The sequence below is a fragment of the Microbacterium terricola genome, assembly GCF_027943945.1.
Classification (GTDB): Bacteria; Actinomycetota; Actinomycetes; order Actinomycetales; family Microbacteriaceae; genus Microbacterium; species Microbacterium terricola.
Window position 1 is genome coordinate 2014304 of the sequence record NZ_AP027141.1, and the last position, 26593, is coordinate 2040896.

Annotated in this window: 29 protein-coding genes; 23 read left to right on the plus strand and 6 right to left on the minus strand. The window is 71.6% G+C overall.

What is annotated here, in order from left to right:
* Positions 1-17: 17 nt before the first annotated feature.
* Together Microterr_RS09485 and Microterr_RS09490 are read right to left on the minus strand one after the other, a co-directional pair.
* Complete coding sequence (locus Microterr_RS09485) at positions 18-1631, minus strand: solute symporter family protein (protein ID WP_263798197.1); 1614 nt, start codon at positions 1629-1631, stop codon at positions 18-20.
* Positions 1628-1978, minus strand: a complete 351-nt coding sequence (locus tag Microterr_RS09490) for a DUF485 domain-containing protein (protein WP_263798196.1) — start codon at positions 1976-1978, stop codon at positions 1628-1630. Before Microterr_RS09490 ends, Microterr_RS09485 begins: the two co-directional genes overlap by 4 nt.
* 139 nt (positions 1979-2117) lie before the next feature.
* Here Microterr_RS09490 and Microterr_RS09495 point away from each other — a divergent pair, with 139 nt between their 5' ends.
* From Microterr_RS09495 to Microterr_RS09545, 11 genes are all read left to right on the plus strand, one after another.
* Positions 2118-2972, plus strand: a complete 855-nt coding sequence (locus Microterr_RS09495) for a helix-turn-helix transcriptional regulator (protein WP_263798194.1) — start codon at positions 2118-2120, stop codon at positions 2970-2972.
* Positions 2973-2986: 14 nt separating this feature from the next.
* Positions 2987-3346, plus strand: coding sequence for a histone-like nucleoid-structuring protein Lsr2 (locus Microterr_RS09500; protein ID WP_263798192.1), 360 nt, complete (start codon positions 2987-2989; stop codon positions 3344-3346).
* A gap of 78 nt (positions 3347-3424) precedes the next feature.
* Positions 3425-4354 (plus strand): phosphodiester glycosidase family protein, encoded by a 930-nt coding sequence (locus Microterr_RS09505; protein WP_263798191.1) that lies wholly within the window; start codon positions 3425-3427, stop codon positions 4352-4354.
* Between the two features lie 4 nt (positions 4355-4358).
* Entirely contained in the window at positions 4359-5483 is a 1125-nt protein-coding gene (locus Microterr_RS09510) for a bifunctional glycosyltransferase family 2/GtrA family protein (RefSeq protein ID WP_263798190.1), read from the plus strand.
* Between the two features lie 272 nt (positions 5484-5755).
* Positions 5756-6349, plus strand: coding sequence for a DUF4956 domain-containing protein (locus tag Microterr_RS09515; protein WP_263798189.1), 594 nt, complete (start codon positions 5756-5758; stop codon positions 6347-6349).
* Complete coding sequence (locus tag Microterr_RS09520; RefSeq protein ID WP_263798188.1) at positions 6346-7152, plus strand: polyphosphate polymerase domain-containing protein; 807 nt, start codon at positions 6346-6348, stop codon at positions 7150-7152. Before Microterr_RS09515 ends, Microterr_RS09520 begins: the two co-directional genes overlap by 4 nt.
* Positions 7134-8894 carry a carbohydrate-binding domain-containing protein gene (locus tag Microterr_RS09525; protein WP_263798187.1) on the plus strand — a complete coding sequence of 587 codons (1761 nt, stop codon included), beginning with the start codon at positions 7134-7136 and terminating at the stop codon, positions 8892-8894. The genes Microterr_RS09520 and Microterr_RS09525 overlap by 19 nt, the downstream gene beginning before the upstream one ends.
* A 149-nt stretch (positions 8895-9043) precedes the next feature.
* The gene (locus tag Microterr_RS09530; RefSeq protein ID WP_263798186.1) at positions 9044-11929 is read left to right on the plus strand and encodes an aminotransferase; all 2886 of its coding nucleotides are present in this window, start codon (positions 9044-9046) and stop codon (positions 11927-11929) included.
* Between the two features lie 123 nt (positions 11930-12052).
* Positions 12053-12223, plus strand: coding sequence for a CsbD family protein (locus Microterr_RS09535; RefSeq protein ID WP_263798185.1), 171 nt, complete (start codon positions 12053-12055; stop codon positions 12221-12223).
* Between the two features lie 88 nt (positions 12224-12311).
* On the plus strand, positions 12312-13805 hold the full coding sequence (locus Microterr_RS09540) for a lipase maturation factor family protein (protein WP_263798184.1): 1494 nt from the start codon (positions 12312-12314) through the stop codon (positions 13803-13805).
* Positions 13806-13982: 177 nt separating this feature from the next.
* Entirely contained in the window at positions 13983-14750 is a 768-nt protein-coding gene (locus Microterr_RS09545; protein WP_263798183.1) for a glycosyltransferase family 2 protein, read from the plus strand.
* On the opposite strand, the gene Microterr_RS09550 is transcribed toward Microterr_RS09545, so the two are convergent.
* A complete protein-coding gene (locus Microterr_RS09550) occupies positions 14717-15664 on the minus strand; it encodes an alpha/beta fold hydrolase (protein ID WP_263798182.1) in 948 nt (315 codons plus the stop codon). The genes Microterr_RS09545 and Microterr_RS09550 overlap by 34 nt on opposite strands.
* A 266-nt stretch (positions 15665-15930) precedes the next feature.
* Between Microterr_RS09550 and Microterr_RS09555 the strand changes: the two genes are divergently transcribed.
* Entirely contained in the window at positions 15931-16320 is a 390-nt protein-coding gene (locus Microterr_RS09555; protein ID WP_263798181.1) for a DUF2510 domain-containing protein, read from the plus strand.
* Between the two features lie 5 nt (positions 16321-16325).
* On the plus strand, positions 16326-16739 hold the full coding sequence (locus Microterr_RS09560; RefSeq protein ID WP_263798180.1) for a VOC family protein: 414 nt from the start codon (positions 16326-16328) through the stop codon (positions 16737-16739).
* On the opposite strand, the gene Microterr_RS09565 is transcribed toward Microterr_RS09560, so the two are convergent.
* Together Microterr_RS09565 and Microterr_RS09570 are read right to left on the minus strand one after the other, a co-directional pair.
* Positions 16736-17488 carry a hypothetical protein gene (locus Microterr_RS09565; RefSeq protein WP_263798179.1) on the minus strand — a complete coding sequence of 251 codons (753 nt, stop codon included), beginning with the start codon at positions 17486-17488 and terminating at the stop codon, positions 16736-16738. The two genes, Microterr_RS09560 and Microterr_RS09565, sit on opposite strands and share 4 nt — an antisense overlap.
* Positions 17485-17919, minus strand: a complete 435-nt coding sequence (locus tag Microterr_RS09570; protein WP_263798178.1) for a hypothetical protein — start codon at positions 17917-17919, stop codon at positions 17485-17487. Before Microterr_RS09570 ends, Microterr_RS09565 begins: the two co-directional genes overlap by 4 nt.
* Positions 17920-17998: 79 nt before the next feature.
* On the opposite strand from Microterr_RS09570, the gene arfB reads away from it, so the two are divergent.
* The 8 genes from arfB (at position 17999) to Microterr_RS09610 (ending at position 22918) form a co-directional block, all read left to right on the plus strand.
* Entirely contained in the window at positions 17999-18436 is a 438-nt protein-coding gene (gene arfB, locus Microterr_RS09575; protein ID WP_263798177.1) for an alternative ribosome rescue aminoacyl-tRNA hydrolase ArfB, read from the plus strand.
* 138 nt (positions 18437-18574) lie between these two features.
* Positions 18575-19264, plus strand: coding sequence for a hypothetical protein (locus Microterr_RS09580; RefSeq protein WP_263798176.1), 690 nt, complete (start codon positions 18575-18577; stop codon positions 19262-19264).
* A gap of 98 nt (positions 19265-19362) precedes the next feature.
* A complete protein-coding gene (locus Microterr_RS09585) occupies positions 19363-20124 on the plus strand; it encodes a hypothetical protein (protein ID WP_263798175.1) in 762 nt (253 codons plus the stop codon).
* Entirely contained in the window at positions 20102-20515 is a 414-nt protein-coding gene (locus Microterr_RS09590) for a phage holin family protein (RefSeq protein ID WP_263798174.1), read from the plus strand. Before Microterr_RS09585 ends, Microterr_RS09590 begins: the two co-directional genes overlap by 23 nt.
* Positions 20512-21075, plus strand: coding sequence for a DUF3618 domain-containing protein (locus Microterr_RS09595; RefSeq protein WP_263798173.1), 564 nt, complete (start codon positions 20512-20514; stop codon positions 21073-21075). Before Microterr_RS09590 ends, Microterr_RS09595 begins: the two co-directional genes overlap by 4 nt.
* Positions 21076-21107: 32 nt before the next feature.
* On the plus strand, positions 21108-22058 hold the full coding sequence (locus Microterr_RS09600) for a manganese catalase family protein (protein WP_263798172.1): 951 nt from the start codon (positions 21108-21110) through the stop codon (positions 22056-22058).
* 106 nt (positions 22059-22164) lie between these two features.
* The gene (locus Microterr_RS09605) at positions 22165-22482 is read left to right on the plus strand and encodes a DUF7882 family protein (RefSeq protein ID WP_263798171.1); all 318 of its coding nucleotides are present in this window, start codon (positions 22165-22167) and stop codon (positions 22480-22482) included.
* A gap of 94 nt (positions 22483-22576) precedes the next feature.
* Complete coding sequence (locus tag Microterr_RS09610) at positions 22577-22918, plus strand: hypothetical protein (RefSeq protein ID WP_263798170.1); 342 nt, start codon at positions 22577-22579, stop codon at positions 22916-22918.
* A gap of 84 nt (positions 22919-23002) precedes the next feature.
* On the opposite strand, the gene Microterr_RS09615 is transcribed toward Microterr_RS09610, so the two are convergent.
* Positions 23003-25120, minus strand: coding sequence for a RecQ family ATP-dependent DNA helicase (locus Microterr_RS09615; protein ID WP_263798169.1), 2118 nt, complete (start codon positions 25118-25120; stop codon positions 23003-23005).
* A gap of 91 nt (positions 25121-25211) precedes the next feature.
* Between Microterr_RS09615 and Microterr_RS09620 the strand changes: the two genes are divergently transcribed.
* Both Microterr_RS09620 and Microterr_RS09625 read left to right on the plus strand, forming a co-directional pair.
* Complete coding sequence (locus tag Microterr_RS09620) at positions 25212-25574, plus strand: nuclear transport factor 2 family protein (protein ID WP_263798168.1); 363 nt, start codon at positions 25212-25214, stop codon at positions 25572-25574.
* 50 nt (positions 25575-25624) lie between these two features.
* Entirely contained in the window at positions 25625-26587 is a 963-nt protein-coding gene (locus Microterr_RS09625) for an NAD(P)-dependent alcohol dehydrogenase (protein WP_263798167.1), read from the plus strand.
* Positions 26588-26593: the final 6 nt, after the last annotated feature.

A 26593-nucleotide genomic window follows, 5' to 3' on the forward strand; every position in this document is an offset into this window, starting at 1 on the left:
CGCGTCGCTCCTGCCGGTCAGTGCGACGAGGCCTTCTCCGCGCCGTAGCCCGTGAGCGACCGGACTTCCATCTCGGCGGCCTTGGTCGGGTCCTCCTTGGTCCGCGACGTCACGGTGCCGAGCCAGCCGAGGAAGAACCCGACCGGGATCGACACGATGCCGGGGTTGTTCAGCGGCCAGATCGCCGTGCCGACGTTCTTGAACACGCTCGTCTCCGTGCCCCAGAACACGGGCGACAGCACGATCAGGATGACCGCCGCGGCGAGTCCCCCGTACATGCTCCAGACCGCGCCGCGGGTGGTGAACCTGCGCCAGAACAACGAGTAGATGATCGTCGGCAGGTTCGCCGACGCCGCCACGGCGAAGGCGAGTGCCACGAGGAACGCCACGTTCTGCCCCTGCACGCCGATGCCGCCGATGATCGCGAGGACGCCGATCACGATGACCGTGCGACGGGCGACCTTGACCTCGCCGTCCGGCGGCACATCGCCCTTCTTCACGACGTTCGCGTAGATGTCGTGCGCGAACGACGCCGCCGCGGTGATCGTCAGGCCCGCGACGACCGCGAGGATCGTGGCGAACGCGACAGCGGAGATGAACCCGAGCAGCAGCGGTCCGCCCAGCTCGAACGCCAGCAGCGGCGCCGCCGAGTTCACGCCACCCGGTGCGGCGATGATCGTCTCCGCACCCACCAGTGCGCCCGCGCCGTAGCCGAGCACAAGGGTGAGCAGGTAGAACAGGCCGATCAGCCAGATCGCCCAGACCACCGAACGGCGAGCCTCCTTCGCGGTGGGCACCGTGTAGAAGCGCATCAGCACGTGCGGCAGACCCGCCGTGCCGAGCACCAGCGCGATCGCGAGCGAGATGAAGTCCCACGGGTTGGCGCCGTACTGCAGGCCCGGCGCCAGGATGGCGTCGGTGCCGGCCGTGTCGACCGCGCTCTCGAGGACGGCGTTCAGGCTGAACCCGTTGATCGCGAGCACCCAGATCGTCATCACCAGCGCACCGCCGATGAGCAGGAACGCCTTGACGATCTGCACCCAGGTGGTGCCCTTCATGCCGCCGATCAGCACGTACACGATCATCAGCACGCCGACCACGGCCACGACGACCGACTGGCCGATGCGGTCGTCGATGCCGAGCAGCAGCGCGACGAGGCCGCCGGCGCCGGCCATCTGCGCCAGCAGGTAGAAGAAGCACACCGCGAGGGTCGTGATCGCCGCGGCCATGCGCACCGGGCGGGCACGCAGACGGAAGGCGAGGACATCCGCCATCGTGAACTTGCCGGTGTTGCGCATGAGCTCGGCGACGAGCAGGAGCGCGACGAGCCAGGCGACCAGGAACCCGATCGAGTACAGGAACCCGTCGTATCCGTTGATCGCGATCGCGCCCGTGATCCCGAGGAACGACGCGGCGGACAGGTAGTCGCCGGAGATCGCGAAGCCGTTCTGCGGCCCGGTGAACGAGCGACCGGCGGCGTAGTAGTCGGCCGCGGTCTTGTTGTTGCGGCTGGCCCGGATGACGATGAACAACGTCACGGCGACGAACGCGGCGAAGATCGAGATGTTCAGGATCGGGTTGTTCTCGACGGTCTCGACGGCGGCCTCGACCGTGCTGAGCACTTCGTTCATGCGGAGGGCTCCTTCGCCTCGAGCTCGGCGCGGATCTCCTCGGAGACCGGGTCGAGCTTGCGGTTGGCGTACCAGACGTAGGTCATCGTGATCGCGAAGGTCGTCACGAACTGGCCGAGACCGAACAGCAGCCCGACGGTGATGTCACCCGAGACGCGCTGCGCCATGAAGTCGGGCGCGAAGGACGACAGCAGCACGTAGGCGAAGTACCAGACGAGGAAGGCGACAGCGAGCGGGAAGACGAACCCGCGGTGACGCCGTTTCAATTCGACGAATCGCGGCGACTGCTCGACGGCGACGTAATCGATGCCACCGGGTGGGGCGGTTTCTGACCGGGTATCGGACATGTGGCCTCCTTGCCTCATGAACGCGGCGCTGCGGTGCGCCTGGAGAGGGTGCTCGGCCGGAGGCACGCCACCGACCGAGTGGTATCCTCGACGCTACGAACGCGGCGAAGGTGCCGTCACCCCCGGAAGTAGGTAGTGCGTGCTCACACACGCAGACTCGGAACCCGATGAGCAGCTGATCGCACGAGCGGTCGGCGATCTGGCGCGTCGCACCCGCTTCCCCGTGGCCTTCGGCGGTCTCGAGCGCGACGGCGCCATCCACATCTCCGCGATCTCGGGTGCCCGCACCCGCAGCATCGACGGTCTCGTCGTGCACGCGATGCGCGGTCTCGGCGGTCGCGCCCTCGTCGAGAAGCGCCCTCGGCTGGCCCTGGACTACCGGGTCGCCCGCTCGATCACGCACGACTACGACCGCGCCATCCTCGGCGAGGGCATCTCGACGCTGTTCGCCGTGCCGGTGGTCGTCTCCGGGCGTTCCCGTGCCGTGCTGTACTGCGGCGCCTGGTCGCAGGCACCGGTCGGCGATGTGGTCGCCCGGCCCGCCCTCGCGGTCGCCGACGAGCTGGCGGCCGAGCTCCGGGTGCGCGACGAGGTGCAGCGGCGGCTCGCCCTGACCTCGACCGGCCCGGTCGACGTCCTCCCGGCGACCGCCCGGGAGGAGCTGCGCGAGAGCTATGCCGAGCTGCGCAGGATCGCCGCGGGGGTGGACGACCCCGAGCTGCGGTCGCGGCTGACCGCGGTCGAGACGCGCCTCGCCTCCCTCTCCTCGGCCGCGGCGCCGCCCGCGCTCGACCTCGACGTCAGCCTCGCGCCCCGCGAGCTCGACGTGCTCGCCCACGCCGGCCTCGGCGAGACCAACGGCGAGATCGCGGCGGCCCTGGGTCTGCGCGAGGGCACCGTCAAGTCGTACCTGCAGGCGGCGATGGCCAAGCTCGACGCCTCGACGCGCCACGCCGCAGTGGCGAAGGCTCGTCGCGCCGGCCTGCTGCCCTGAGTAGGGTTCTGGGCATGGCCCGCAGAATCGTGCATCAGCTCGTCGACGACCTCGACGGCAGCGTCCTCGAGGTCGGCGAAGGCGAGACCGTGCTCTTCTCGCTCGACGGCGTCGCGTACGAGATCGACCTCACCGACGACAACGCCGCCGCCCTGCGCGCGGCCTTCGACCCGTTCGTCGCCGCGGCGCGCCGGATCTCGTCGGGGCGGACGCCCGCCGCGTCGAGCGCGGCGAGCGCACGCGGTCGCCGCCGCACCGGGCAGAAGGACTACGGGCCGGTGCGCGAGTGGGCCAAGCAGAACGGCTACCAGGTGTCCGAGCGCGGCCGGGTGCCCGCCTCGGTGCTCGAGGCGTTCGAGGCCGCCACCTCCTGACGATGCTCTGAGCTGCCGCCTGGGCGACGCATAGCCGGCGGCGAGCGCGCGCATCAGCGCGGCCCGTAGCAAGGGAGCATGGTCAGATCCCGCCCCCGCACCCGCCGCCTCCGCACCACCCTCATCGCCGCAGGACTCGTCGTGCTGCTCGCCGCCGGCGGCGGCACCGCCTGGGCGGTCGACCGCTTCCTGGTGGAGCACGTCGAGATCGCCGATGCCAGCGCCTATGAGGCCGCACACACAGCGACCGACTCGACCGGATCGACAGACGCGACGCAGACGGATGCTGACACCGCGGTCGATGTGCGCACCGTCGTCACCGGAACCGGCGACGACACCGTCACGTACTACGTCGCGGAGGTGACGCTCGGCGACGCCACCGATCTGCGGTCGGCGTTCGCCAAGGACCAGTTCGGCGAGAACATCACCGAGACGACGAGCGGCATCGCCGAGGACAATGACGCCCTGTTCGCCATCAACGGCGACTACTACGGGTTCCGCGACACCGGGATCGTGATTCGCAACGGCGTGGTGTACCGCGACGAGCCGGCTCGCACCGGCCTGGCGTTCTACACCGACGGCCGGGTGGAGGTCTACGACGAGACGGCGACCACCGCCGATGAGCTGCTCGCCGACGGCGCCTGGAACACCCTGAGCTTCGGCCCGGCGGTCGTCGAGGACGGCGCGGTCGTCGCCGGGATCGACGATGTCGAGGTCGACACCAACTTCGGCAACCACTCGATCCAGGGCGCGCAGCCGCGCACGGCGGTCGGGGTGATCGACGAGAACCACCTGGTCTTCGTCGTGGTCGACGGCCGTGCCACCGGGTACAGCCGCGGCGTGACGATGACCGAGCTGGCCGACATCATGATCGGCCTGGGCGCGACCACCGCGTACAACCTCGACGGCGGCGGCTCCTCGACGATGTACTACGACGGCGAGGTGGTGAACCAGCCCTCCAACGGCGGCGAGCGCGGCACCAGCGACATCCTGTACATCGCGGAGTGACCCGGTGATCGTGCTCATCCCCGCGCTCGATCCGGGTGACACCCTCCCCCGGCTGGTCGCCGACCTGCTCGCCGCTGACCCCGACACGCAGGTGCTGGTCGTCGACGACGGCAGCAGCATCCGCTCCTCCCCCGTGTTCACCGCCGCGCAGGCGGCCGGCGCGACCGTCATCGCCCACGACGTCAACCACGGCAAGGGCGCTGCGCTGAAGTCGGGGTTCGCGCACATCGCGCAGGCGTGGCCCGGCGAGGACGTCGTCACGGCCGACGCCGACGGCCAGCACACCGTCGCCGACATCGTCCGCGTCGCCGAGCGCCTGCGGGCCGATGCCACGGCGGACGAACCCACCCTCGTGCTGGGCTGCCGCACGTTCTCGGGCCCGGGTGTCCCCGCCCGCAGCCGGATCGGGAACACGGCGACGCGGTGGCTCTTCCGCGCCGCCGCGGGCACGCCGGTCTCCGACACGCAGACCGGCCTGCGCGGCATCCCCGCGACGCTCCTCGACTGGCTCCGCGGCCTGCACGGGGAGCGCTTCGAGTACGAGCTGACGATGCTGCTGCGGGCACCGCGCGACGGCATCGCGCTGACCGAGGTGCCGATCGAGACGGTCTACCTGGGCCGCAACGAGTCGAGCCATTTCCGCCCAGTGATCGACTCGCTGCGGGTGCTGCTGCCGATCGTGCTGTTCGCCGGGTCGTCGCTGCTGGCCTTCCTCGTCGACACGATCGCCCTGCTCGTGTTCACGGCGCTCACCGGCTGGATGGTGCCGTCGATCGTCGCCGCCCGGGTGCTGAGCGCCGCCGTCAACTTCACGGTGAACCGGCGGGTGGTCTTCGCGCGCGGCGGGCGGATCGGGGTGCAGGCGCTGCGGTACGGGCTGCTCGCCCTCGCGCTGCTCGGCTCGAACATCGCCTGGATGTCGTTCCTCACCGACTCAGGCTGGGCGCTCCTGCCCGCCAAGATCGCGACCGAGATCGTGCTGTTCGTCATCAGCTACGGCGTGCAGCGCAGCGTCGTCTTCGGACCACAGGATGCGGGAACTGCGGGCCCCCACGTGGGCCGGCGTCCCGACCCCGCGCTTCACGTGGCAGTTGCTGCCGCATCCCGCCCGCCGAGCGGCACCACCTGACACCTGAGCTCGCGCCCCCTCGCCCGCGGCCCCGTCACAGCAGCTGACCGCGCCACATCGCCGCATGCGCGCCACTTCGCCGCATCCGCGCCATAGGCCTGTGGCGCGGTTGCAGGGAAGTGGCGCGCCAGCCAACCCCAGCCCCAACCGCCACCCCCACCACAGGATGCGGCTACGGGATCCGAAAGCCCGGCACAGACGCGGCATAGGGACCCCATAGGGCCGCCGGTTCGAATGGGGGCACACCACGTGAACACCGGGAGAACGCCTTCATGACACCCACCGCCCTCATCCTCGCCGGCATCGACCTCGCCGCGATCCTGCTGCTGAGCTTCGGCCTCTACTACCGCCGGCACCACCGCCGCGACCTCGTCGTCGCGTTCATCGGCGTCAACGTCGGCGTCCTCGCCGTGACCACCGTGCTCGGCAGCGCGGACGTCGCCGCCGGCCTCGGGCTCGGGCTGTTCGGGGTGCTGTCGATCATCCGCCTGCGCTCGTCCGAGATCTCGCAGCGCGAGGTCGCCTACTACTTCGCGGCGCTCGCCCTCGGCCTCATCACCGGGCTTCCGCAGACGAACCCGTGGCCGGTCACCGCGCTGGCCGCCCTGATCCTCGTCGCCATGTGGGCCGCCGACCACCCGGCGCTCCTCGCCCGCAGCCGGCACCAGGTGATCCGCGTCGACCGCGCCATCACCGACGAGGGAGAGCTGCGCGCCGAGCTCGCCGCCCGCCTGGGCGGCCCGGTGACCTCGCTCACCGTCCAGGAGCTCGACCTCGTGAACGACACCACCCTCGTCGATGTGCGCTGGAAGGCGGCGATCTCCACCGGCGCCGCCGCACGCCAGCTCGTCGGAGCCCGCGCGTGACCGCCGCGGCCCTCCTCCGTTTCGAGCCGCTCAGCCTCGACGAGCTGGTCTCCGAGGCCGCGCTGCTCACCCGCGTCGACCGCAAGTACGTCGTGCCGCGCGGTGATCTGGCGGCGATCCTCGGCGCGATCGACGAACCCGCCAGGGTGCTCGAGATCGACGGCGCCCGCGAGTTCGGGTACGCCTCCGTGTACTTCGACACCCCCGACCTGCTGAGCTACCGGATGGCGGCGCAGCCGCGCCGGCGCCGCTTCAAGCTGCGCACCCGCAGCTACCTCGACGTCGGCACCTCGTTCCTCGAGATCAAGACCCGCGGCGCCCGCGGCACGACCGTCAAGGAGCGCAGCGCGTACGACCCCGACCGAGCAGACGTGCTCACGAACGACGCACTGGTCGAGGTGGCCGGGGCGTTCGACGCCATCGGCGTCCCCGCCGAACGGGCTGACGACCTCCTGCCCACCCTCACCACCCGGTACCGGCGCGCGACCCTCCTGGCCGCCGACGGCGCCGCCCGCGCCACGATCGACACCGACCTGCAGTGGATCGCCCCCGACGGGAGCGCGTTCGAGCTGCCCGACATCGCGATCGTCGAGACGAAGTCGCCGGCCGCAGCATCCCGCATCGATCGCCTGCTCTGGCGGGCAGGGCACCGCCCATCGACGGTGAGCAAGTACGCCACCGGCCTCGCCGCGATGCACCCCGCCCTCCCCCGCAACAAGTGGGCGCGCCTCCTGCGCACCTCGTTCCAGAACCCCCGCACCATCCCCACCCCTGAGGAGGAGTCATGCGCCACCGCCGCCTGATCCTGTCCGCCGTCCCCCTGACCCTCGCCGCCGTCGTGTTGGCCGGCTGCGCCGTCGACGCGGCGATCGGCTCGTCCGGATCGACCACGAGCGAGTCGAGCACCCAGGCCGCCGCGGTCGTCGACTCGGATCTCACGGCCGACGCGGTGCTCGCGGCGAACGAGGATGCGTCGGTGGTCCGCGACGACGAGTGGTCGGCCGCCGACGCCGAGGCGATCACCCTGAGCGGTTCGACCGCCAGCACCTCGGCCGACGGGGTCGCCGTCGACGGCTCGACCGTCACGATCACCACGGCCGGCGTGTACACGCTGTCCGGGTCGCTCGCCGGGTCGGTCGTGGTCGACGCGGCCGACGACGCACTGGTCGTGCTGATCCTCGACGACGCGCAGATCGACAACCCCGACGGCGCCGCGATCGACGTGGTGACGGCGGACGACGTGGTCATCTCGCTCGCCGACGGCAGCGACAACGCGGTGTCGGATGCCGCCTCCTACGACGACACGGCCGACGCGAACGCCGCGATCTACGCCGACGCCGACCTGACGATCACCGGCACAGGCTCGCTCGAGGTGACCGGCAACGGCAACGACGGCATCACCAGCACCGACGACCTCGCCGTCCTCTCGGGCACGATCACCGTCGATGCCGCCGACGACGGCCTGCGCGGCAAGGACTCGCTCGTCATCGAGGGCGGCACGGTCGAGGTCACCGCCGCCGGTGACGCCCTGAAGAGCGACCAGGACGAGGACACCACGCGCGGCTACATCGTGATCGAGGGCGGCGACCTGACCCTCACCGCCGGCGACGACGGGCTCACCGCCGCCACCGACGTGGTGATCACGGGCGGCACCCTCGACGTCACCGCGGGTGGCGGCGCGCGCGCCACGGTCGGCGCCGACGCGTCGCCCAAGGGCATCGTGGCCGGAGTCGCACTGATCGTCGAGGGCGGCGAGGTGTCGGTCGACGCGGCCGACGATGCCGTGCACTCGGACGGCTCCATCGGCATCGGCGGGGGCACACTCACCGTCACGGCGGGCGACGACGGCCTCCACGCCGAGCAGGCGCTCGAGATCCGCGACGGCTCGGTCACCGTCGCGCAGTCGAACGAGGGACTCGAAGGCGTCGACATCGCCCTCTCCGGCGGCGACATCTCGGTCACCGCGGCCGACGACGGCGTGAACGCCTCCGGCAACGCGACCACCACGACCGACGGCGGCGGCGGCATGGGCGGCGGCATGCAGGACACCGGCGAGACCCTGGTCATCAGCGGCGGCACCCTCGTCGTCGACGCGGGCGGCGACGGCCTCGACTCGAACGGATCGCTCACCGTCTCGGGCGGCGACATCACCGTCTTGGGGCCCACGAACGACGGCAACGGCGCGCTCGACTCGAACGGCGGCATCACCGTCACGGGTGGGTCGCTGGTCGCGATCGGCAGCTCCGGGATGGCGGAGTCGCCCGGCGAGGAGTCCACGCAGCCCTGGGTCGGTGCGACGGTCAGTGGTCAGGCCGGAGACGTGATCGAGGTGCAGGATGCTGACGGCACCGTGATCGGCACGATCACCGCCACGAAGCAGTACGCGTCGATCGTGTTCAGCTCGGCCGAGGTCGTCGACGGCGGCGAGTACTCGGTGGTCGTGAACGGCACCGTCGCGGCGACCGCCACGGAGGGCACCGCCCTCGCGGGTGGCATCCGCGGTGGCGGTCAGGGCGGCGGCCCCGGCGGAGGCCGGCAGCCCTGAGTGACGGTCGGATGCTGTGTGCCCGGCCCCGGCGCCGGGCGCGCAGCATCCGCTCGTGAGGAGAATCGGCGAACGGAGGATGTTGGGGCGCCCGAATGTCCTCGCGACGCCGAACGTCCTCACGAGCACCCGTCTGCTAGACAGACTCCGTGCTCTTCGACTACTTCGCCCACGTCGAACTGCCGACGCCCACACTCGGCCTCGACGAGGCGACGGCCCTGGTGCGCAGCGAGTTCGGCATCGACGCGATGCTCACCGAACTCGGCAGCCAGCAGGACCAGAACTTCCTCGTGCACCCGGTCGGCGCCCCCGAGCCGCTGGGTGTGCTGAAGATCAGCAACCCGGTCTTCACCGAACCCGAGATCGAGCTGCAGACCCTCGCCGGTGCCCGGGTCGGCGAGCGCCAGCCCACCGTGCGCACGCCGCACGTCGTGCCCGGCGCGGAGGGCTGGTGGCAGACGTCGCAGGGACCCCTGCACGCCCGCATCATCAGCTTCGTGTCGGGCAGCACCCTGACCGGGTCGGCGTACCTCGCCCCCGCCGTCGTCGCGCGGATGGGCGAGCTCTCCGCCCGCGCGAGCCTCGCCCTCGCCGACCTCGACCACCCGGCGGCCGCGCGCACCCTGCAGTGGGACCTGCGCCACGCCGGCCGCGTCATCGACACGCTGCTCCCCCTCGAGCCCGACCTCGCCGTGCGCGAGCGCGTCGCGGCGGTCGCGCACGCCGCCCGACAGGCTCTGGCGCCCGTCGCCGATCGCCTCCCCCGCCAGCTCGGGCACTGGGACATCACCGACGACAACATCCTCGCCCCCGACCTGCCCGGCGCCCTGCCCGATGCCATCATCGACTTCGGCGACGTCGCCGCGTCGTGGGCGGTCGGCGAGCTGGCCGTCACCCTCTCGTCGGTGCTGCACCACGACGGTGCCACCCCGCTCTCGACACTCCCGGCGATCCGGGCATTCCATGAGCTGCGCCCCCTGAACACCGACGAGGCCGATGCGCTCTGGCCGCTCGTCGTGCTGCGCGGCGCTGTCCTGGTGCTGAGCGGCCGCCAGCAGGTGCGGCTCGACGCCGACAACGCCTACGCGACCGACGGCCTCGACCGGGAGTACCGCATCCTCGAGCAGGCCGCCGCGGTCCCGGTCGCCGTGATGACCCGGCTGATCCGCCACGCGCTCGGCCTCCCCATCGACGACTCCCCTCGCTGGGGTGCCGCACCTCTCCTCGACATCGACGGCCCGACGGTCCTCCTCGACGCGGGCACGACGGCGCCGCTCAACGACGAGGGCGCGTGGCTCGACCACGACGCCCTCGACCGCGCCGCGCAGAGAGCGCTCGACGGCGGCGCGGGCGCCGTACTCCTGCCCGCCCTGTCGCCCGTGCTGACCGGAGCACCCCTGCGCACCCCGACGGCCCCCGCGACCATCCCGACCGCTGCCACCCTGTGGCTCGCCCACGAGACGCCGCTGCACGTGCCGGAGGGCGCTACGGTCGACCGCGACCCGACCGGCGTCACGATCACGGCGGGCGACGCATCCGTCCGCGTCACGGGGGCGTTCGACACAGACGAGCGGATGCTGCCGCCCCGCGCCCGGATCGACGTCCGCCTCACCGCGGCCGGCGCCGACGTGCCCGCGTGGCTCGCCCCCGCCGTCCTGCCCGGCTGGCAGGGGCTCGTCGGCGACCCGGCTGCGGCCATCGGGTTCCCCGCACCCGAGCAGCCCGGACCACCCGAGGCACCCGCAGCGCCGGCAGACGCCGACCTCCTCGCCCGCCGCGCGAGCGTGCTGGCCGACGTCCAGGAGCACTACTACGCCCGGCCCCCGCGGATCGAGCGCGGCTGGCGCGAGCACCTCATCGACACCGACGGCCGCGTGTACCTCGACATGGTCAACAACGTCGCCTCGGTCGGGCACGCGCACCCGCGCATCGCGGAGGCGGCCGGCCGTCAGCTGCGCCTGCTGAACACGAACTCGCGGTTCCACTACGCGGCCATCACCGAGTACGCCGAGCGCCTCGCGGCCACGCTGCCCGACGAGCTCGACACGGTGTTCCTGGTCAACTCCGGCTCGGAGGCCGCCGACCTCGCCCTTCGGCTGGCCATGGCCGCCACCGGCCGCACCGACATCGTCGCGATGCGCGAGGCGTACCACGGCTGGACTTTCGCGAGCGATGCCGTCTCCACCTCGGTCGCCGACAACCCGCACGCGCTCGCCACCCGTCCGAGCTGGGTGCACACCGTCGCCGCCGCGAACGGCTACCGGGGCGCGCACCGGGGCGTCGAGGCCGCGCGCTACGCACCCGAGGCCGTCGCGCACCTGCGCGCGCTCGCGGCCGGAGGCGCACAGATCGCCGGGTTCATCTGCGAGAGCTGGTTCGGCAACGCCGGCGGCATCGCCCTCCCCGACGGCTACCTGGCCGAGGTGTACGCCGCGGTCCGTGAGCTCGGCGGACTCGCGATCGCCGACGAGGTGCAGGTCGGCTTCGGGCGGTTGGGCGACTGGTTCTGGGGCTTCGAGCAGCAGGGTGTCGTGCCCGACATCGTCGCGGTGGCGAAGTCGATCGGGGCGGGGCACCCGCTCGGCGCCGTGGTCACGACACGCGCGATCGCCGAGCGGTACCGCACGCAGGGGTACTTCTTCTCGTCCACGGGCGGATCGCCGGTCTCGTCCGTCGTCGGCACGACGGTGCTCGACATCATCGCCGACGAGGCGCTGCAGGAGAACGCGCGGGTGGTCGGCGCGCATCTGAAGGGGCGTCTCGAGGCGCTGGGCGCACAGCATCCGCTCGTCGGAACCGTGCACGGCGCCGGCCTGTATCTGGGCCTCGAATTCGTCCGCGACCGCGCGACCCTCGAGCCGGCCACCACCGAGACCGCGGCCATCTGCGACCGGCTGCTCGAGCTGGGCGTGATCATGCAGCCCACCGGCGACCACCAGAACGTGCTGAAGATCAAGCCGCCGCTCTGCCTGACCACCGCATCGGCCGACTTCTTCGTCGACATGCTCGATCGGGTGCTCACGACCGGCTGGTGACGGCGGACTGTACCCGAAGACGCCTCCGAGTCAAGCCCCTGCCCCGCGCGAGCCGATTCGCTGTCGGATGGGCTCAGTGACCGCGGGACCCCGCGGGCACCACCGACAGAAAGGGGGCGACCGATGGGCTTGGACGACAAGATCGAAAACGCCGCAGAGGACCTCAAGGGCAAGAGCAAGGAAGCCGCCGGCAAGGCAACCGGTGACAAGAAGCTCGAGACCGAGGGACATGTGGACCAAGCCAAGGCTGACGTCAAGAACGCGGCTGAGGACGTCAAGGACGCGTTCCGCTGATTCGGCCGGAAGGTGGTCGGGATCTCGATCCCGACCACCTTCCCCGTGTCCGCTGCGCGCGGGAGAATGAGCGCCCGGTGGACATGACATGGACGGATTCGCGGCGGTCGACTTCGAGTTCGCGCGGCAGGTGCTGCAGCGGGGCATCGCGGCGCTCTACCTGGTCGCCTTCGTCTCGAGCCTGAACCAGTTCCGCCCGCTCCTCGGCGAGCGCGGCCTCATGCCCGCGCCGGACCTCCTCGCCTGGGCCGCCTCCTCCCCCGCACGCGGCCGTCTGCTGCGCCCGACCCTGTTCCGCTGGGTCCGCTATTCCGACCGGATGCTGGTCGTCCTGTGCTGGCTCGGCATCGCCCTGTCCGCGACGCTCGTCGCCGGGCTGCCGCAGCTGTCCTGGCCATGGGTGCCGATGGCCGGCTTCCTGCTGCTCTGGCTCGGCTACATGTCGATCGTCAGCATCGGGCAGACGTTCTACGGGTTCGGGTGGGAGATGCTGCTGCTGGAGGCCGGCTTCCTGGCGGCGTTCCTCGGCTCGGACGACCAGCCGCCCCCGACGGTCGTGATCGTCCTGTTCTGGTGGCTGCTGTTTCGGCTCGAGTTCGGCGCCGGGATGATCAAGATCCGCGGCGGCCGGGAATGGCGCGACCTGTCCGCGCTCACGTACCACCACGAGACGCAGCCGATGCCGGGCCCGCTCAGCCGCCAGGCGCACCTGCTGCCGCGCGGGTTCCACGAGCTCGAGGTGCTCGGCAACCATTTCGCGCAGCTCGTCGTGCCGTTCTTCCTGTTTTTCCCGATCCTCGGGCTCTGGGTGCCCGGGCCCGTGCCCGCCCTCATCGGCGCGGTCGCCGCCGCGATCGTGATCGCCACGCAGACCTGGCTCGTGCTCACCGGCAACTTCGCGTGGCTCAATTGGGCGACCATCGTGCTCGCGTTCGCGACCATCGGCGTGCCGGGCATCGGCGCAGATGCCGCGGCACCGGCATCCGATCCGCCCTGGATGATCGACGGGATGCCGCTGCCCTGGCTGATCGTCACGGCGGCGGTCGCGCTGCTGTACGTCGTGCTGAGCTGGCCCGCGCTGCGCAACCTGTTCGCGCGGCGCCAGCTGATGAACGCGAGCTTCAACCGGTGGCAGCTCGCCAACGCCTACGGCGCGTTCGGCACGGTGACGAAGGAGCGGATCGAGATCGTCGTGGAGGCGACGCGCGATCCCGACCCGGATGCGGCGACCTGGCACGAGTACGGATTCAAGGGAAAGCCGGGCGACCTCACCCGCATCCCGCGCCAGTTCGCGCCGTACCACCTGCGGCTGGACTGGCTGATGTGGTTCCTGCCCCTCGGCACACCGCTCGAGGAGTGGTTCACGCCGTTCCTGGCGCAGCTGCTGCGGGCCGATCCGGCCACGCTGCGACTGCTGCGCCACGACCCGTTCGACGGCGAGCGCCCACGGTGGGTGCGCGCCGTCTCGTACCGCTACCGGTTCGCGACGCGCGCCGAGCACCGGGAGGGTGGCGTGGTGTGGGTGCGCGATCGCCGCCGGGTGGTGATCGGTCCGGCGCATCTGCCCGGTGAGGACGGGTGAGCCGTCCGGGCTCGTGCACAACTGCGGGGCGTCGTCCGCGACACGCCGGGGACGGATGCTGTCACCCGGCGTGTCGGGCAGGATCTCTCGCTGTTGTGCTCGCGACGAACACGCGACGGCTCGCTGCCGCGGATGTGACCCACGGGACGCCCCGAGACCCCTAGGCTGAGCCTCGCGATGCCCGCCCTGTCTGTAGTGATCCCCTCGTACAACGACGCCGCCATGCTCCGCAGCTGCCTGGACGCTCTGGCGGTGCAGACGCGTGCCGTCGACGAGATCGTCGTGGTCGACAACGGCAGCACCGATGCGACCGCGGCCGTCGCCCGCGCCGCCGGGGCGCGGGTCGTCACCGAGAGCATCCGGGGCGTCCTGCCCGCCACCGCCGCGGGGTTCGATGCCGCTCGGGGCGACCTGCTGGCCCGGCTCGACGCCGACTCCGTGCCGCCGCCGGACTGGGCCGCGCGCGTGGTCGCCGCCTTCGAGGACGACCGCGGTCTTGACGCCCTGAGTGGCCCCGGCGCCTTCTACGGCGGGAGCCCGCTCACGCACTGGGTGGCGGAGCACCTCTACATCGGGGCGTACCGGGTCGTGGTCGGCGGCATCATGGGCCATCCCGTCCTGTACGGCTCGAACCTCGCGCTCCGCGCCGACACCTGGCGCGACGTCCGGACCAGGGTGCACCGCACGATGGCCGACGTGCACGACGACTTCGACATCTGCATGAACCTCGAGCCGGGCACGAACATCCGCTTCGACATGGACCTCGTCGTCGGCGTGTCCGCCCGCCCGTTCGCGACCTTCGCCGGCTTCGGCCGCAGGGTGCGGGTCGGGCTGAGCACGCTCGCGCTCAACGCCCGCGAGGAGTCGCTGATCTCGCGGCGCAGCGCGTGGCGGCGCGCCGCCCGTGGTCCTCAACTCGAGCCGGACGTGTCCACCTCGTCGTAGAGCGCCACGAGATCGCGGCTGAGCTCGTGCGGAGTCGTCTCGCACGGGCTGTGGCCGGTCGTGTACAGCGCGAGGCGCGCGCCCAGCCGCTCGGCGAACGCGCGATGCGCCGCGCCGGGCCAGAGATCGTGGTGCCCGGCGGCGACGAAGATCGGGATGCCGGTGCGCCGCAGCGGCGCGTCGAGGTCGGGCGTCGCGCGCATCAGCCCGATGACGTCGCGCACACTGTCGCGCCGGGTCAGGGAGAACCGCGCCCGCGCGAACGCCACGCGTCCCGGCTTCACCCGGTTCAGGTTGTTGCGCACGCCCCAGATCATCAGTGCCGCACCCGCGGACGGCGGCGTCCACCGCGACATCGGCCCGAGCACCTTCACGTCGCGGAACGCCTGACCCGAGATCGGCGGGCAGCCCAGCAGGCTCAGTGAGGCGACGAGGTCGCGCCGGTGCACCGCGACGAGCTGCGCGACCGTCCCCGCGAACGAGTACCCGAGCAGATGCGCGGGCTCCGGCAGGGTCTCGAGCACCGCGACCAGGTCGTCTTCGAAGAGCGGGTGGTCGTAGTGCGGGCGCGGCGGCGAGAGCCGCTCGGGGCCGGCGGCGGCTGATTCGTACTGCCCGGCGAGGTCGAAGCTGATGACCCGGAACCCCGCTGCGGCCAGCAGCGGCGCCATCAGCACGAAGTCCTCCTTCGACCCGGTGACGCCCGGCACGAGTACGACGGGGCACCCGTCGATCGGGCCGATCTCGAACCCGGCGAGCTCCCCGCTCGGGACGGTGAACGCGACCCGACGGAACCCCGCCGGGAGGACCGCCCAGTCGCGATCGGGCAGCGCCGCGTCGAGGCCCTGCGCGTCGGCGGCGGTCAGCGACCGGACGTCGACGACGGCTCCGACATCCGATGTGTCCCGCGTCACGATCGAATGCTAGCGACCGCCGGCGCGCCCGGGGCCGATGCGCGCCCGCGCCGCGCGTCGCCGGCGGTCTCGTCGCCGTGCACAACCGCGGGAGATTTCCGGCGACACGCCGGTCGGCCGGCCACCCGGGCGGCGTGTCACCCCGGATCTCCCGCTGTTGTGCTCGACCCGGCGGGGCGGGTTCGAGACCGCGGGGCGGATGGCCCAATACGCTGTGGATGCTGCAGACCGCTGACACCAGCGATCCCCGACGGAGAGGATGCCCCATGACCGACGCACAAGCCGGCTGGTACGACGACGGCACGGGAACCACGAGGTGGTGGGACGGCCAGGCGTGGACCGACACCGTGCAGCCGCCCGCACCGAAAGCTCCCGGTCTCGACGGAGTGATCGCCCGAGCCCAAGCGGATGCTGTGGCCGGCGCCCAGCCACGGCCCGCGCCGGCGGGCATGAGCTACGTCGTGCTCCAGGTCGTGCTGAAGGAGAAGTTCTTCGGCAGCGGATCAGGCAATCTCACCGAGCTGGAGAAGGCGATCAACGCGCAGGCCGCGCTCGGCTACCGCCTGCACACGATCACCACGGCCTCGTCGGGGACCGGCGGATTCGGCGGCGGCGACCGCATCCAGGCGACTCTGGTCTTCGAGCGGCTCACCTGAGGCACATGCCTGTCTTCGACCATCTCGGCGTCTCCGTCGACGACCTCCCGACCGCGATCGCGCAGTTCGATCCGGTGATGACCGCCCTGGGCTTCACGCGCTACGACGCGGACAACGGGGTCTCGTGGCACACCGAGGGCGAGACCGAGTTCATCCTCCTGCCGGCCAGCCAACCCGGCACCGGTCCGCACCGGCACGGCCGGGTCGGATGGCAGCACCTCGCCTTCGCGGTCGACTCGCGCGCCGAGGTCGACCGCCTGCACGAGATCGCTGTGGATGCCGGCTGGTCGGTCGTACGCGCGCCGAAGCTGTACCCGCGCTTCAACGACCGCTACTACGCCGCGTTCCTGGAGGACGCCAACGGCATCCGCATCGAGTTCATGCACAACCCAGGGCCGGAGCCGGCGCCAGAGGACTAGCCGCGCGGGCTGTCCCCGTCGGTCCGCGGCTCGTCGCCCTCGGCGACCTCGGGTGATTCGACCGTCCGTTCCGTCTCGTCGACGCCCGCCTTCTCGGCCGGCGTCTCATCACGCTCGGGCGACGCATCCGCTTCGCCCTCATGCGCGGCCGCGAAACGGCCGAGCGACTTCCACGTCGACCGCACGCCCGTGATCGCGTCGAGCACGCGCCGCGTCGTGGCCGTGCCGTGCTCCTCGAGATGCCGCCGCAGCCCGACCGCGTCGATGACCTTGTCCGCAGCATCGTGCGAGATGAGGTTCTGCTCGACCGCCCGCCGCACCCGCCCGTCGAGGCGGGGCCAGTCCGTGGCGTGCGGGTCGAAGGTCTCGCCGAGCACCCGCGCGAGCCGCTCGTCGAGGTCACCGAGGTCGGAGACCAGCACGCTGAACACCGACCCGGCGTACCGCTCCCCCGGGCCCGGCTGGCTGATGAGCCCGTCGTCCTCGTCGGGTCTCGCAGCGGCGAGCGCGGTGCGCAGCCGCGCCTCCAGCACCGGATCCGCCACGATCACCGAGATCGGCACCGCCGCGAGGTCGCCCAGCGCCTCGGCGACCTGCTCCCGACCCGATCGCGCGAGCAGCGACTCGACCCCCTTGGCGGCATGCCGACCGACGGGGCGCTCGCGGCGTCGCTGGACGGCGGATGCTGCGCCGATCCCCGCCAGCGCGACCACGCCGACCAGCAGCACCACCGTGACGGCGACGTTCATGGTGACGCACTCCCCCGTGGCAGCGGGCCGATGGCGAGGAGGTCGCCGAGGATCGCGTGGGCGACGATGTACTCGCGCTGCACCCGCGCGGCGGCGACATGCAGCAGCACTCCGACGCCGACGACGAGCGCCGACACGATGAGCGCGGGGATCACGAGCAGCAGATCGATGAGGTCGTCCGCCGCGGGCACGATCACCGCGACGAGCAGGGCGGTGAGCAGGCCTGCGCCGAAGCCGGCGACGGCCCGAGCGCGGACGATCAGCTGGTCGTACCGGCGGGCGTAGAGCGTCTCGAGGCGGTCGGTCGGCTCCGCGACCTGACCCGCAGCCAGTTCGACCAGGTCACCGATCGTGATCGGCCAGGTGTCGGCGATCAGCGGGACCCGGCGCAGCCGCGCACCCTCGATGCCGCTCGGCGCCGCCCCCGTCATGCCGAGCAATCTAGGGGATCCGACCCGCCGACACCACCGGCGCCGCGATCGACCCCAAGCCGGAGGGGATGATGGAACCATGCCCGCCGCTCATCGCCCCGGTCTCCGGGTCACCTCGGGAGTCACGATCCCCGAGTCGGAGCTGTCGTGGCGGTTCTCGCGGTCATCCGGGCCGGGTGGGCAGGGCGTGAACACCGCGGATTCCCGCGCCGAGCTCGTATGGGATGCCGCGGGCTCCGCGGCGCTGTCGGAGCTTCAGCGCGAGCGGGTCCTCGAGCGCCTGGGCGGCCGCCTCGTCGACGGCGTCCTGACGATCGCCGCCTCCGAGTACCGCTCGCAGCTGCGCAACCGGGATGCGGCGCGGGAGCGGCTGGTCGCCCTGATCGCGGACGCCCTGCGGCCACCTGCACCGCAGCGCCGGCCGACGAAGCCGTCCCGCGGAGCCAAGGAACGGCGCCTCGACGAGAAGAAGCGTCGGACCGACGTGAAGCGTCTGCGGCGACCGCCCCTCGACTGAGCCTCACCGCCGGGCCATCGACCCGCGACCGCATGCCGCGACCGGCCGAGTATCCAGGGCGTCGGGACAATACGCGCACCCGACCGCGATGACAACCCCGCCGGGAGTTCGTGGCGCGCCGACTTAGCCTTCGGCACTATGACCTCCAACGAGCACAACGGCCGAGTGGCCGAGCCCGCGACCACCGCACCGACCAGCGCTCGCCGCCCGGCCGATGCCCCGACCTACGTCCCCGCCGAGCAGGCGAACGCCGAGTCGGGTCGCGCCGCGCACGAAGCCGTCCTCGCTCAGGAGAAGAGCCGCTTCGGCGGCTTCAAGTTCGGCTCCGCCTTCTTCGGCTGGCTGACCGCCACCGGCGCTGCCGTGCTGCTCACCGCCCTCGCGACGGCGATCGGCGCCGTCGTCGGCCTGAACACCGGCGCCAGCCCGGAGCGGGCCGCGGAGGATGCGACAGCATCCGGCGCGACCGGCATCTGGGGCGCGATCGTCCTGGGCGTCGTGCTCCTGCTCTCGTACTACGCCGGCGGGTACGTCGCCGGGCGGATGGCGCGGTTCGACGGACTCAAGCAGGGTCTCGCCGTGTGGCTGTGGGCCGTGGTCATCGCCGTGGTCGTGGCCATCGTCGCCGCGATCGCCGGCACCCAGACCGACATGTTCTCGACCCTCGGCGGGCTCCCGAAGATCCCGGTCTCGGCGGAGTCCGCGACCCTCGCCGCGATCCTCCCGGCCGTGGGCGCTGCGGTCGTCGCCCTCGTCGGCGCGCTCCTCGGCGGCCTCGCCGGCATGCGCTTCCACCGCAGGGTCGACCGCGTCGGGCTCGACCGATAGCCCCGCACGCCCCCACAAACCCTCAGGCCAGCCGGAACCGACGGAGACCTGTCACGCCCGCTTCCGAACACGGAACGGTCCAGCGAGAAGGAGACACCATGTCAGATGGCAACAGCGCCGTGGGCGGCACCCAGCCCTACGGCACACAGCCCTACGGCACCCAGCCCAACGGCACCCAGCCCAACGGCACCCAGCCCAGCACGGCGTCCGACGACGCGTCCACCGGGACGCCGAGCACGGTCGACACCGTCAAGGACGAGGCCGGCGAGCTGAAGGACACCGCGAAGGACGCGGCGAAGGACGTCGCCGGCACGGCGAAGGACGAAGCGGTCTCGGTCGCCCGGGAGACCAAAGCGCAGGCGATCGACCTCTACCATCAGACGCGCAGCGACCTGACCGATCAGGCCGCGACGCAGCAGGCGCGCCTCGCCGCGGGCCTCGGTGCCCTGGGCGACGAGCTCGGGTCGATGGCACGCAACTCGGACGGCTCCGGTCTCGCCGCCGACCTCGTGCAGCGGGTGTCCGACCGCGCCTCCGGCGCCGCATCCTGGCTCGACAGCCGCGACCCCGCCGGCGTGCTGAGCGACGTCAAGGCGTTCGCACGGTCACGTCCGGTTCTGTTCATCGGTGCGGCGCTGCTCGCAGGTCTGGTGGCCGGTCGCCTGACCCGCGCCCTCGCGGCCAACGCGAAGGACGAGGCCGACGCCGGCACACCGGCACCCGCAACATCCGTTCCCGCCGACGCTCCGCCGGTGCCCGACACCGCACCGGCCTACGACTCGCCGCTCTACGCCGAGTCCGCTGCCCGGTTCGACACGACCGCCGGGGAGCGTTCGCATGAGCGATCCGACACCCTCTGAGCAGCGCGCGGCGACCGCGTCGCTCGGCGAGCTGCTCGGTGAGGTGACGAGCGACCTCTCCACCCTCATGCGCCAGGAGCTCGCGCTCGCCAAGGCCGAGCTCAAGGAGTCGGCCACGACGTCGGCCAAGGGCGCGGGCATGCTCGGCGGCGCCGGGTACGCAGCATCCATGACCGTTCTGTTCCTGTCGATCGCCTTCTGGGCCGCTCTGGCGGTCTGGATCGGCGGCGGCTGGGCGGGCGTCATCGTCGCGGTCCTGTGGGCCGTGATCGCCGCGATCCTGTTCGTCATGGGCCGCGGTCAGCTGAAGGAAGTGAAGGGCGCTCCCCAGACGGTGGAGACCCTGCAGGAGATCCCCCCGACATTCAAGAGAAATGAGGAGAACCGATGACCGATTCACCCGACGCGATCCGTGCCGACATCGAGCGGACCCGCGAAGACCTGGGCCAGAACGTCGACGCACTCGCCGACAAGGTCACCCCGTCGAAGATCGTCGACCGCCAGGTCGACAAGGTGCGGGGCGCGTTCGGCTCCGTCCGCGAGCGCGTGATGGGCGCCGCGGACGACGCGTCGTCGTCGGCATCCGACCTCGCTGACGGCGCGAAGGACCTCGCGCACCAGGCGAAGGACAAGGCCCAGGGCGCTCCCCTGGCCGTCGGACTCGTCGCCTTCGGCGTCGGTCTGCTCGCCGCGGCCCTGATCCCGGCCTCCCGCAAGGAGAAGGAGCTGGCCGAGACCGTCAAGGACAAGGCCCAGCCGCTCGTGGACGAGGCGACGAGCGTCGCCAAGGACGTCGCGAGCGGTCTCAAGGAGCCCGCGCAGCAGGCGGCGACCGCGGTGAAGGACCGCGCGGCGGAGGCCGTCGACACCGTCACGTCCGAGACGACGGATGCTGCCGGCACCGTCAAGGACCAGGCACAGCAGGCGCGCGAGCACGTCGCCGAGCACTGACGCCGGCTCGCGCGAGATCACGGAGGCACGACATGTATTTCCACGTCCAGGAGTTCATCAACGAGATCGCGGAGGACGAGCCGGATCCGGCCGCCGCGAACGCCCTGCAGGAAGGCCTCGGCGGGCAGTTCGGCGAGATGCGCACGATGATGCAGTACCTCTTCCAGAGCATCAACTTCCGCGGACCTGACGTCAAGCCGTACAAAGACCTCATCCAGGGCATCGGCACCGAGGAGATCAGCCACGTCGAGCTGATCGGCACGACGATCTCGCGCCTGCTGGACGGATCGCCGCAGTACCAGGGCAAGAAGTCCGATCCGGTCGACAAGCCGGGGGCCGCCGGCGCGGTGCCGCTGAACATCGCGCTCGACACCGGCAACATCCACCACTACCTGGTCGGCGCGCAAGGCGCCCTCCCGGTGGATGCGGTCGGCAACCCGTGGAGCGGCAGCTACGTCTACAACTCGGGCAACCTCGTGCTCGATCTGCTCTACAACCTGATGCTCGAGTCCACGGGGCGCCTGCAGAAGTGCCGGCTGTACGAGATGACCGACAACAAGATGGCCCGCAGCACCATCTCGTACCTGATCGTGCGCGACCAGGCGCACGAGAACGCGTATGCGAGGGCGCTGGAGACCCTCGGCGTGGAGTGGCGGACGACGCTGCCGATCCCGAAGACGAACGCCGAGCGGTTCCCGGAGGTCAAGGCGCTCATCGACCTGGGCCTGCAGAGCAAGCAGTACTCGTTCGACCTCACGGCGCAGTCGGAGGCGGGGAAGATCTTCCAGGGAGCGTCGCCCTCCGGCGACGGGACCACCCTGGATGCCAGTGAGCAGGCCCCCGCGGGCGCGCCCATGACGATCTCACCGGAGCGCCGGGAGGAGTTCTCCCCCGGCGCCGACAAGGAGCTGCAGGCGCTGATCGCGGCGACGGCGGCGATGGAGATGGCTGACATCGACGCGACGTTCGGACGCTTGAGCTGACCCGGACGGCCATCGGCGTGAACCCGACCGCCGGTGGCCGTACCGACAGCGGGATGTTAGGTTCGCCCGAAGGCACCGATCGGTGCGGGCGGGGGAGGTCACAGTCATGGGCACGCTCTTCTACGACGGATCGCACTTCGCGCTCGACGATCGTCTGCTCGCGCACCTCCAGATCATCATCAGCCTGAAGCTGCGCCGCAACGAGGGCTTCTTCATCTCGTGGACGACCGGGGTCGACAACGGCAGCGGCCGCCACGCGATCTGGATCGACAACGGCGTGGCGATCCGCCTCCAGTTCGACGGCACCCGCCCGCCCGCGATCAACCGCGAGTGGGCCGAGTCGCTCGCCATGGCGGCCAACACCAACAACGGACTCGTCGTCACGAACGAGCGCATCGAGCCTGCCGAAGACCTCCTGACTTAGCGGGCGGGATGCTGTCGCCCCCGCGCGCTATCACAGCCGCGAGGAGAGCGGTAGCCCCACGGCCCTCGCCGCCGATCGGGGCGATGGTCAGGAGATGGACAGGATCACGTACACCGCAGAGTCCTTCCTCACCGGAAGCGATATCGCCCACGCCCTGCTCGATTACGCGCAGGCGCTGGCCGAGACCGGGTCTGCGGCGACGGTCGAGATCCCGACCCTGCAGGATGACGGGACCGTCTCGCGCGCCGAGGTGCTGGTGGGGCCGTCGAGCCAGCTGATGGCGACCCGGGTGTCCGGCAACTTCGACGAGATCGTCGACCACACGCTCGTCGAATACCTCACGAAGGAGGCAGACCGGCTGCGCCGGCAGGGTCCGGCATGGCCGGCCGCCGAGGCGACGCCCGTGCGTTCGCAGTGGGACGACTTCGACCTCTGAAGAATTCTGACGGCGGCCGCCAGCGCAGTCGACCGCCGTCAGATGTGGGTCTTGCGCCCGGCCGGGCCCGACCGCGGGCTGGTGTTACCCGCGCAGCGCGAGCGCGAACGGCAGCACCCCGGTCGCCCCGGCCCGCCGCAGCTCGCGGGCGGCGACGGTCAGCGTCCACCGACTGTCGACGAGGTCGTCGACGAGCAGCAGGGGTCCGGCCGGAACCTCGAGCCCGGAGGCGCTGAACCGCTCCCACACCCCGGCGAGCCGGAAGGCGGTGTTGCCACCCGGTCCCCCGGTCGGTCCGCCGTCGACTGTGTCGAGGGCGCCGAGCAGCGGCATCCGCCCGATCTCGGCGATGCCCCGCGCCAGCGAGCCGACGAGCTGTGGCTTCGACCGCGACGGCATCGCGACCACCGCGACCGGGCGCTCGGCCCAGCCCCAGTCGGCCAGCACCCGCACGCAGGCGGCGAGCACATTCGGCGGCACCGGGCCGTCGGCGGCACCCGCCGCGAACATCTCGCGCAGCGTCCCGCCCCAGCCGAGGTCGGTGAGCCGGGCGAGCGCCCTGCCCTCCTCGGCCTGCTCGTCGGCGGGGATGCGGCCCTTCGCCGGCACCCCGAGCCGATCGGCGCCCGTCGGCCACTGCCTGCGTGGTTCGATCGGAACGCCGACGCGGTCGAGGGCGGCGGATGCAGCATCCGTCGCGTCCTTTCCGATCGTGGCCGGGAACCAGGCGCCCGCGCAGTTGTCGCAGCGCCCGCACGGCGTGGCGGTGTCGTCGTCGAGTGAGCGCTGCAGGAACTCCATGCGGCACGCGCGGGTCTGCTCGTAGTCGATCATGTGTTCTTGCTCGGCGATGCGCTCCGCCGCGATGCGGCCGTAGCGCTCCTCGTCGTACGTCCACGGCTGGCCGGTCGCGATCCAGCCGCCCTGCACGCGGGCGACCGCGCCGTCGACGTCGAGCACCTTCAGCAGCAGCTCGAGCGGAGTGCGGCGGATGTCGACGATGGCCTCGAGCGCCGGCGTCGACATCGGCGACGACGACAGGGCGGACAGCACGCGCTCAGCGCGCTTCCGGTCGGGCATCGACGCGGTGGCGAAGTAGTGCCAGATCTCGCGGTCTTCGACGCCGGGCAGCAGAAGGACGTCGGCGGATGCGGTGGCCCGCCCGGCGCGGCCGACCTGCTGGTAGTACGACACCGGCGACGACGGCGCGCCGAGGTGCACGACGAAGCCGAGGTCGGGCTTGTCGAACCCCATGCCGAGGGCGCTGGTCGCGACGAGCGCCTTGACGCGGTTGTCCTTCAGGAGCGTCTCGGACTCCTCGCGCTCGTCCGGGTCGGTCTGACCGGTGTACGCGCGCACGTCGTAGCCGCGGTCGCGCAGCAGCCGGGCGGTGTCGTTCGCAGCCCCGACGGTGAGCGTGTAGATGATGCCCGAGCCGGGCAGGTCGTCGAGGTGGCTGAGGAGCCAGGCGAGCCGGCTGGGCGCGTCGGGCAGCCGCAGCACGCCGAGGCGCAGTGAGGTGCGCGCAAGCGGCCCGCGGATGACGAGGACCTCGGGCTGTTCGGTGGTCTGGTCGAGCGCGCCGAGCTGCTCGGCGACGTCCGCCACGACGCGACTGTTGGCGGTCGCGGTGGTTGCGAGGACGGGGACGCCGGCGGGGATGCGTGCGATGAGATCGCGGAGCCGGCGGTAGTCGGGGCGGAAGTCGTGGCCCCAGTCGCTGATGCAGTGCGCCTCGTCGACGACGAGCAGGCCGATGCGCGGCACGAGCTGCGGCAGCTGCTGATCGCGGAACGACGGGTTGTTGAGCCGCTCGGGCGACAGCAGCAGCACGTCGACCTCGTCGCGGTCGAGCTGGGCGAGCACGTCGCTCCACTCGTGCGCGTTCGTGGAGTTGATCGCGACCGCCCGCACGCCCGCGCGCTGAGCGGCGGCGATCTGGTCGCGCATGAGGGCGAGCAGCGGCGAGACCAGCACGGTAGGCCCGGCGCCGCGCCGGCGCAGCAGCAGCGTCGCGACGAAGTACACCGCCGACTTGCCCCACCCGGTGCGCTGCACGACGAGCGCGCGGCGGCCGCCGTCGACGAGCGCCTCGATCGCCTCGAACTGCCCGTCGTGGAACTCGGCGTCGCCGCGGCCGACGAGGGTGCGGAGGGCGTCGAGGGCGGCGGCCTGAGTCGGGGTGGGGGTCGGAGCGGGCATGGGTCAACACTGCCTCATGCCACCGACCCTCCGTTCGTCCCCGATCGCGGAGGTGGTGGCCGATCGCGCGCCTCTGCGATAGACACGACGCATGGCGCAGACCGCTCAATGGCTCGAAGGCTACATTCGCGCGTGGCGCTCGAAGGACGCCGCCGACGTCAGGGCGATCTTCACGGACGACGCCGAGTACTGGTTCCGACCTGACGACGCGGATCCGATCCGCGGCATCGAGGCGATCGTCGAGATGTGGCAGGAAGACGAGCCCACGGACCCGGAGTTCGTTCTCGATGTGCTCATCGAGAACGAACGGCTCGGCATCATCAAGGGCCACGTCGACTACCCCGGGCATCAGTTCTACTCGAACCTGTGGGAGGTGCATTTCGCCGCGGACGGTCGGGCCCAGCGATTCGTGGAGTGGTTCATGACCCCGCGGGTCGCATCGCCGGAGGAGTAGCCCTACCGGTCTCCATCGGGTCGCGATCGGCTGACCCGTACGCTGACACCGTGGCCCCGACGATGAGGGCGGTCGTGTACGACCGCTACGGACGGCCGGACGTGCTCCGGCTCGATGATCTTCCGGTGCCCGCGCCCGGACCAGGTGAAGTTCTCGTCGAGGTGGCGGCGACATCCCTGAATCTGAGTGACTGGGAGGCTCTCACCGGATCGCCGGCATATGCGCGATTCGGCGGGCTGCGCCGGCCGCGAAGGCACGTGCTCGGCTCGGACATCGCCGGAGTCGTCCACGCGCTGGGAGCCGGAGTCACGCGCTTCGCGCCGGGCGACGAGGTGTACGGCGACAATCTGCAGCACAAGGGCGGGTTCGCGCAGTTCGCGATCGCCCCCGAGTCGGTGCTCGCGATCAAGCCGCCCGAGCTGAGCTTCGCGCAGGCGTCGACGATCCCGCAGGCGGGGGCGATCGCCCTCCAGGGCACAGCCCGCGCCGAGCCGGGCGCACGGGTGCTCATCAACGGCGCCGGCGGTGGGTCCGGCTCGTTCGCGATCCCGGTGGCCAAGGCCGCCGGGGCCCACGTCACGGCCGTCGACAACGCCGGCAAGCTCGAGTTCATGCGCACGCTCGGAGCCGACGCCGTCATCGACTACCGCGCCGAGGACTTCACGCGCGCCGGGCACTACGACCTCATCCTGGATCTCGTCGCGCACCGGTCGGTCTTCGCCTATCGCCGGGCGCTCGCTCCCGGTGGGCGCTACCTGGCGGTCGGCGGGAACGTCAGGACCCTACTGCGACTGCTGACCGTCGGCGCGCTTGCCGCACGCCTGACCGGCAGGCATATGGGCGTCCTCGCCGTCCAGCAGGGGCCGTCCGCGTTCGAGCCGCTCGCTGCCCGATGCGTGACCGGCGAGATCGGCATCCGCATCGACCGCAGCTTCGCGCTGGGCGAGACAGCCGCCGCGCTGGCCTATGTCGGCGCGGGGCGGGCGCTCGGCAAGGTGGTCGTCGAGCCGTGAGCTCTG

What these genes read in the sequence shown, in the direction of transcription:
- Microterr_RS09485 (WP_263798197.1), bottom strand. Translation starts at nt 1,631, where the DNA reads ATGAACGAAGTGCTCAGCACGGTCGAGGCCGCCGTCGAGACCGTCGAG.
- Microterr_RS09490 (WP_263798196.1), bottom strand. Translation starts at nt 1,978, where the DNA reads ATGTCCGATACCCGGTCAGAAACCGCCCCACCCGGTGGCATCGATTAC.
- Microterr_RS09500 (WP_263798192.1), top strand. Translation starts at nt 2,987, where the DNA reads ATGGCCCGCAGAATCGTGCATCAGCTCGTCGACGACCTCGACGGCAGC.
- Microterr_RS09505 (WP_263798191.1), top strand. Translation starts at nt 3,425, where the DNA reads ATGGTCAGATCCCGCCCCCGCACCCGCCGCCTCCGCACCACCCTCATC.
- Microterr_RS09515 (WP_263798189.1), top strand. Translation starts at nt 5,756, where the DNA reads ATGACACCCACCGCCCTCATCCTCGCCGGCATCGACCTCGCCGCGATC.
- Microterr_RS09525 (WP_263798187.1), top strand. Translation starts at nt 7,134, where the DNA reads ATGCGCCACCGCCGCCTGATCCTGTCCGCCGTCCCCCTGACCCTCGCC.
- Microterr_RS09535 (WP_263798185.1), top strand. Translation starts at nt 12,053, where the DNA reads ATGGGCTTGGACGACAAGATCGAAAACGCCGCAGAGGACCTCAAGGGC.
- Microterr_RS09540 (WP_263798184.1), top strand. Translation starts at nt 12,312, where the DNA reads ATGGACGGATTCGCGGCGGTCGACTTCGAGTTCGCGCGGCAGGTGCTG.
- Microterr_RS09545 (WP_263798183.1), top strand. Translation starts at nt 13,983, where the DNA reads ATGCCCGCCCTGTCTGTAGTGATCCCCTCGTACAACGACGCCGCCATG.
- Microterr_RS09555 (WP_263798181.1), top strand. Translation starts at nt 15,931, where the DNA reads ATGACCGACGCACAAGCCGGCTGGTACGACGACGGCACGGGAACCACG.
- Microterr_RS09560 (WP_263798180.1), top strand. Translation starts at nt 16,326, where the DNA reads ATGCCTGTCTTCGACCATCTCGGCGTCTCCGTCGACGACCTCCCGACC.
- Microterr_RS09565 (WP_263798179.1), bottom strand. Translation starts at nt 17,488, where the DNA reads ATGAACGTCGCCGTCACGGTGGTGCTGCTGGTCGGCGTGGTCGCGCTG.
- Microterr_RS09570 (WP_263798178.1), bottom strand. Translation starts at nt 17,919, where the DNA reads ATGACGGGGGCGGCGCCGAGCGGCATCGAGGGTGCGCGGCTGCGCCGG.
- arfB (WP_263798177.1), top strand. Translation starts at nt 17,999, where the DNA reads ATGCCCGCCGCTCATCGCCCCGGTCTCCGGGTCACCTCGGGAGTCACG.
- Microterr_RS09580 (WP_263798176.1), top strand. Translation starts at nt 18,575, where the DNA reads ATGACCTCCAACGAGCACAACGGCCGAGTGGCCGAGCCCGCGACCACC.
- Microterr_RS09585 (WP_263798175.1), top strand. Translation starts at nt 19,363, where the DNA reads ATGTCAGATGGCAACAGCGCCGTGGGCGGCACCCAGCCCTACGGCACA.
- Microterr_RS09590 (WP_263798174.1), top strand. Translation starts at nt 20,102, where the DNA reads ATGAGCGATCCGACACCCTCTGAGCAGCGCGCGGCGACCGCGTCGCTC.
- Microterr_RS09595 (WP_263798173.1), top strand. Translation starts at nt 20,512, where the DNA reads ATGACCGATTCACCCGACGCGATCCGTGCCGACATCGAGCGGACCCGC.
- Microterr_RS09600 (WP_263798172.1), top strand. Translation starts at nt 21,108, where the DNA reads ATGTATTTCCACGTCCAGGAGTTCATCAACGAGATCGCGGAGGACGAG.
- Microterr_RS09605 (WP_263798171.1), top strand. Translation starts at nt 22,165, where the DNA reads ATGGGCACGCTCTTCTACGACGGATCGCACTTCGCGCTCGACGATCGT.
- Microterr_RS09610 (WP_263798170.1), top strand. Translation starts at nt 22,577, where the DNA reads ATGGACAGGATCACGTACACCGCAGAGTCCTTCCTCACCGGAAGCGAT.
- Microterr_RS09615 (WP_263798169.1), bottom strand. Translation starts at nt 25,120, where the DNA reads ATGCCCGCTCCGACCCCCACCCCGACTCAGGCCGCCGCCCTCGACGCC.
- Microterr_RS09620 (WP_263798168.1), top strand. Translation starts at nt 25,212, where the DNA reads ATGGCGCAGACCGCTCAATGGCTCGAAGGCTACATTCGCGCGTGGCGC.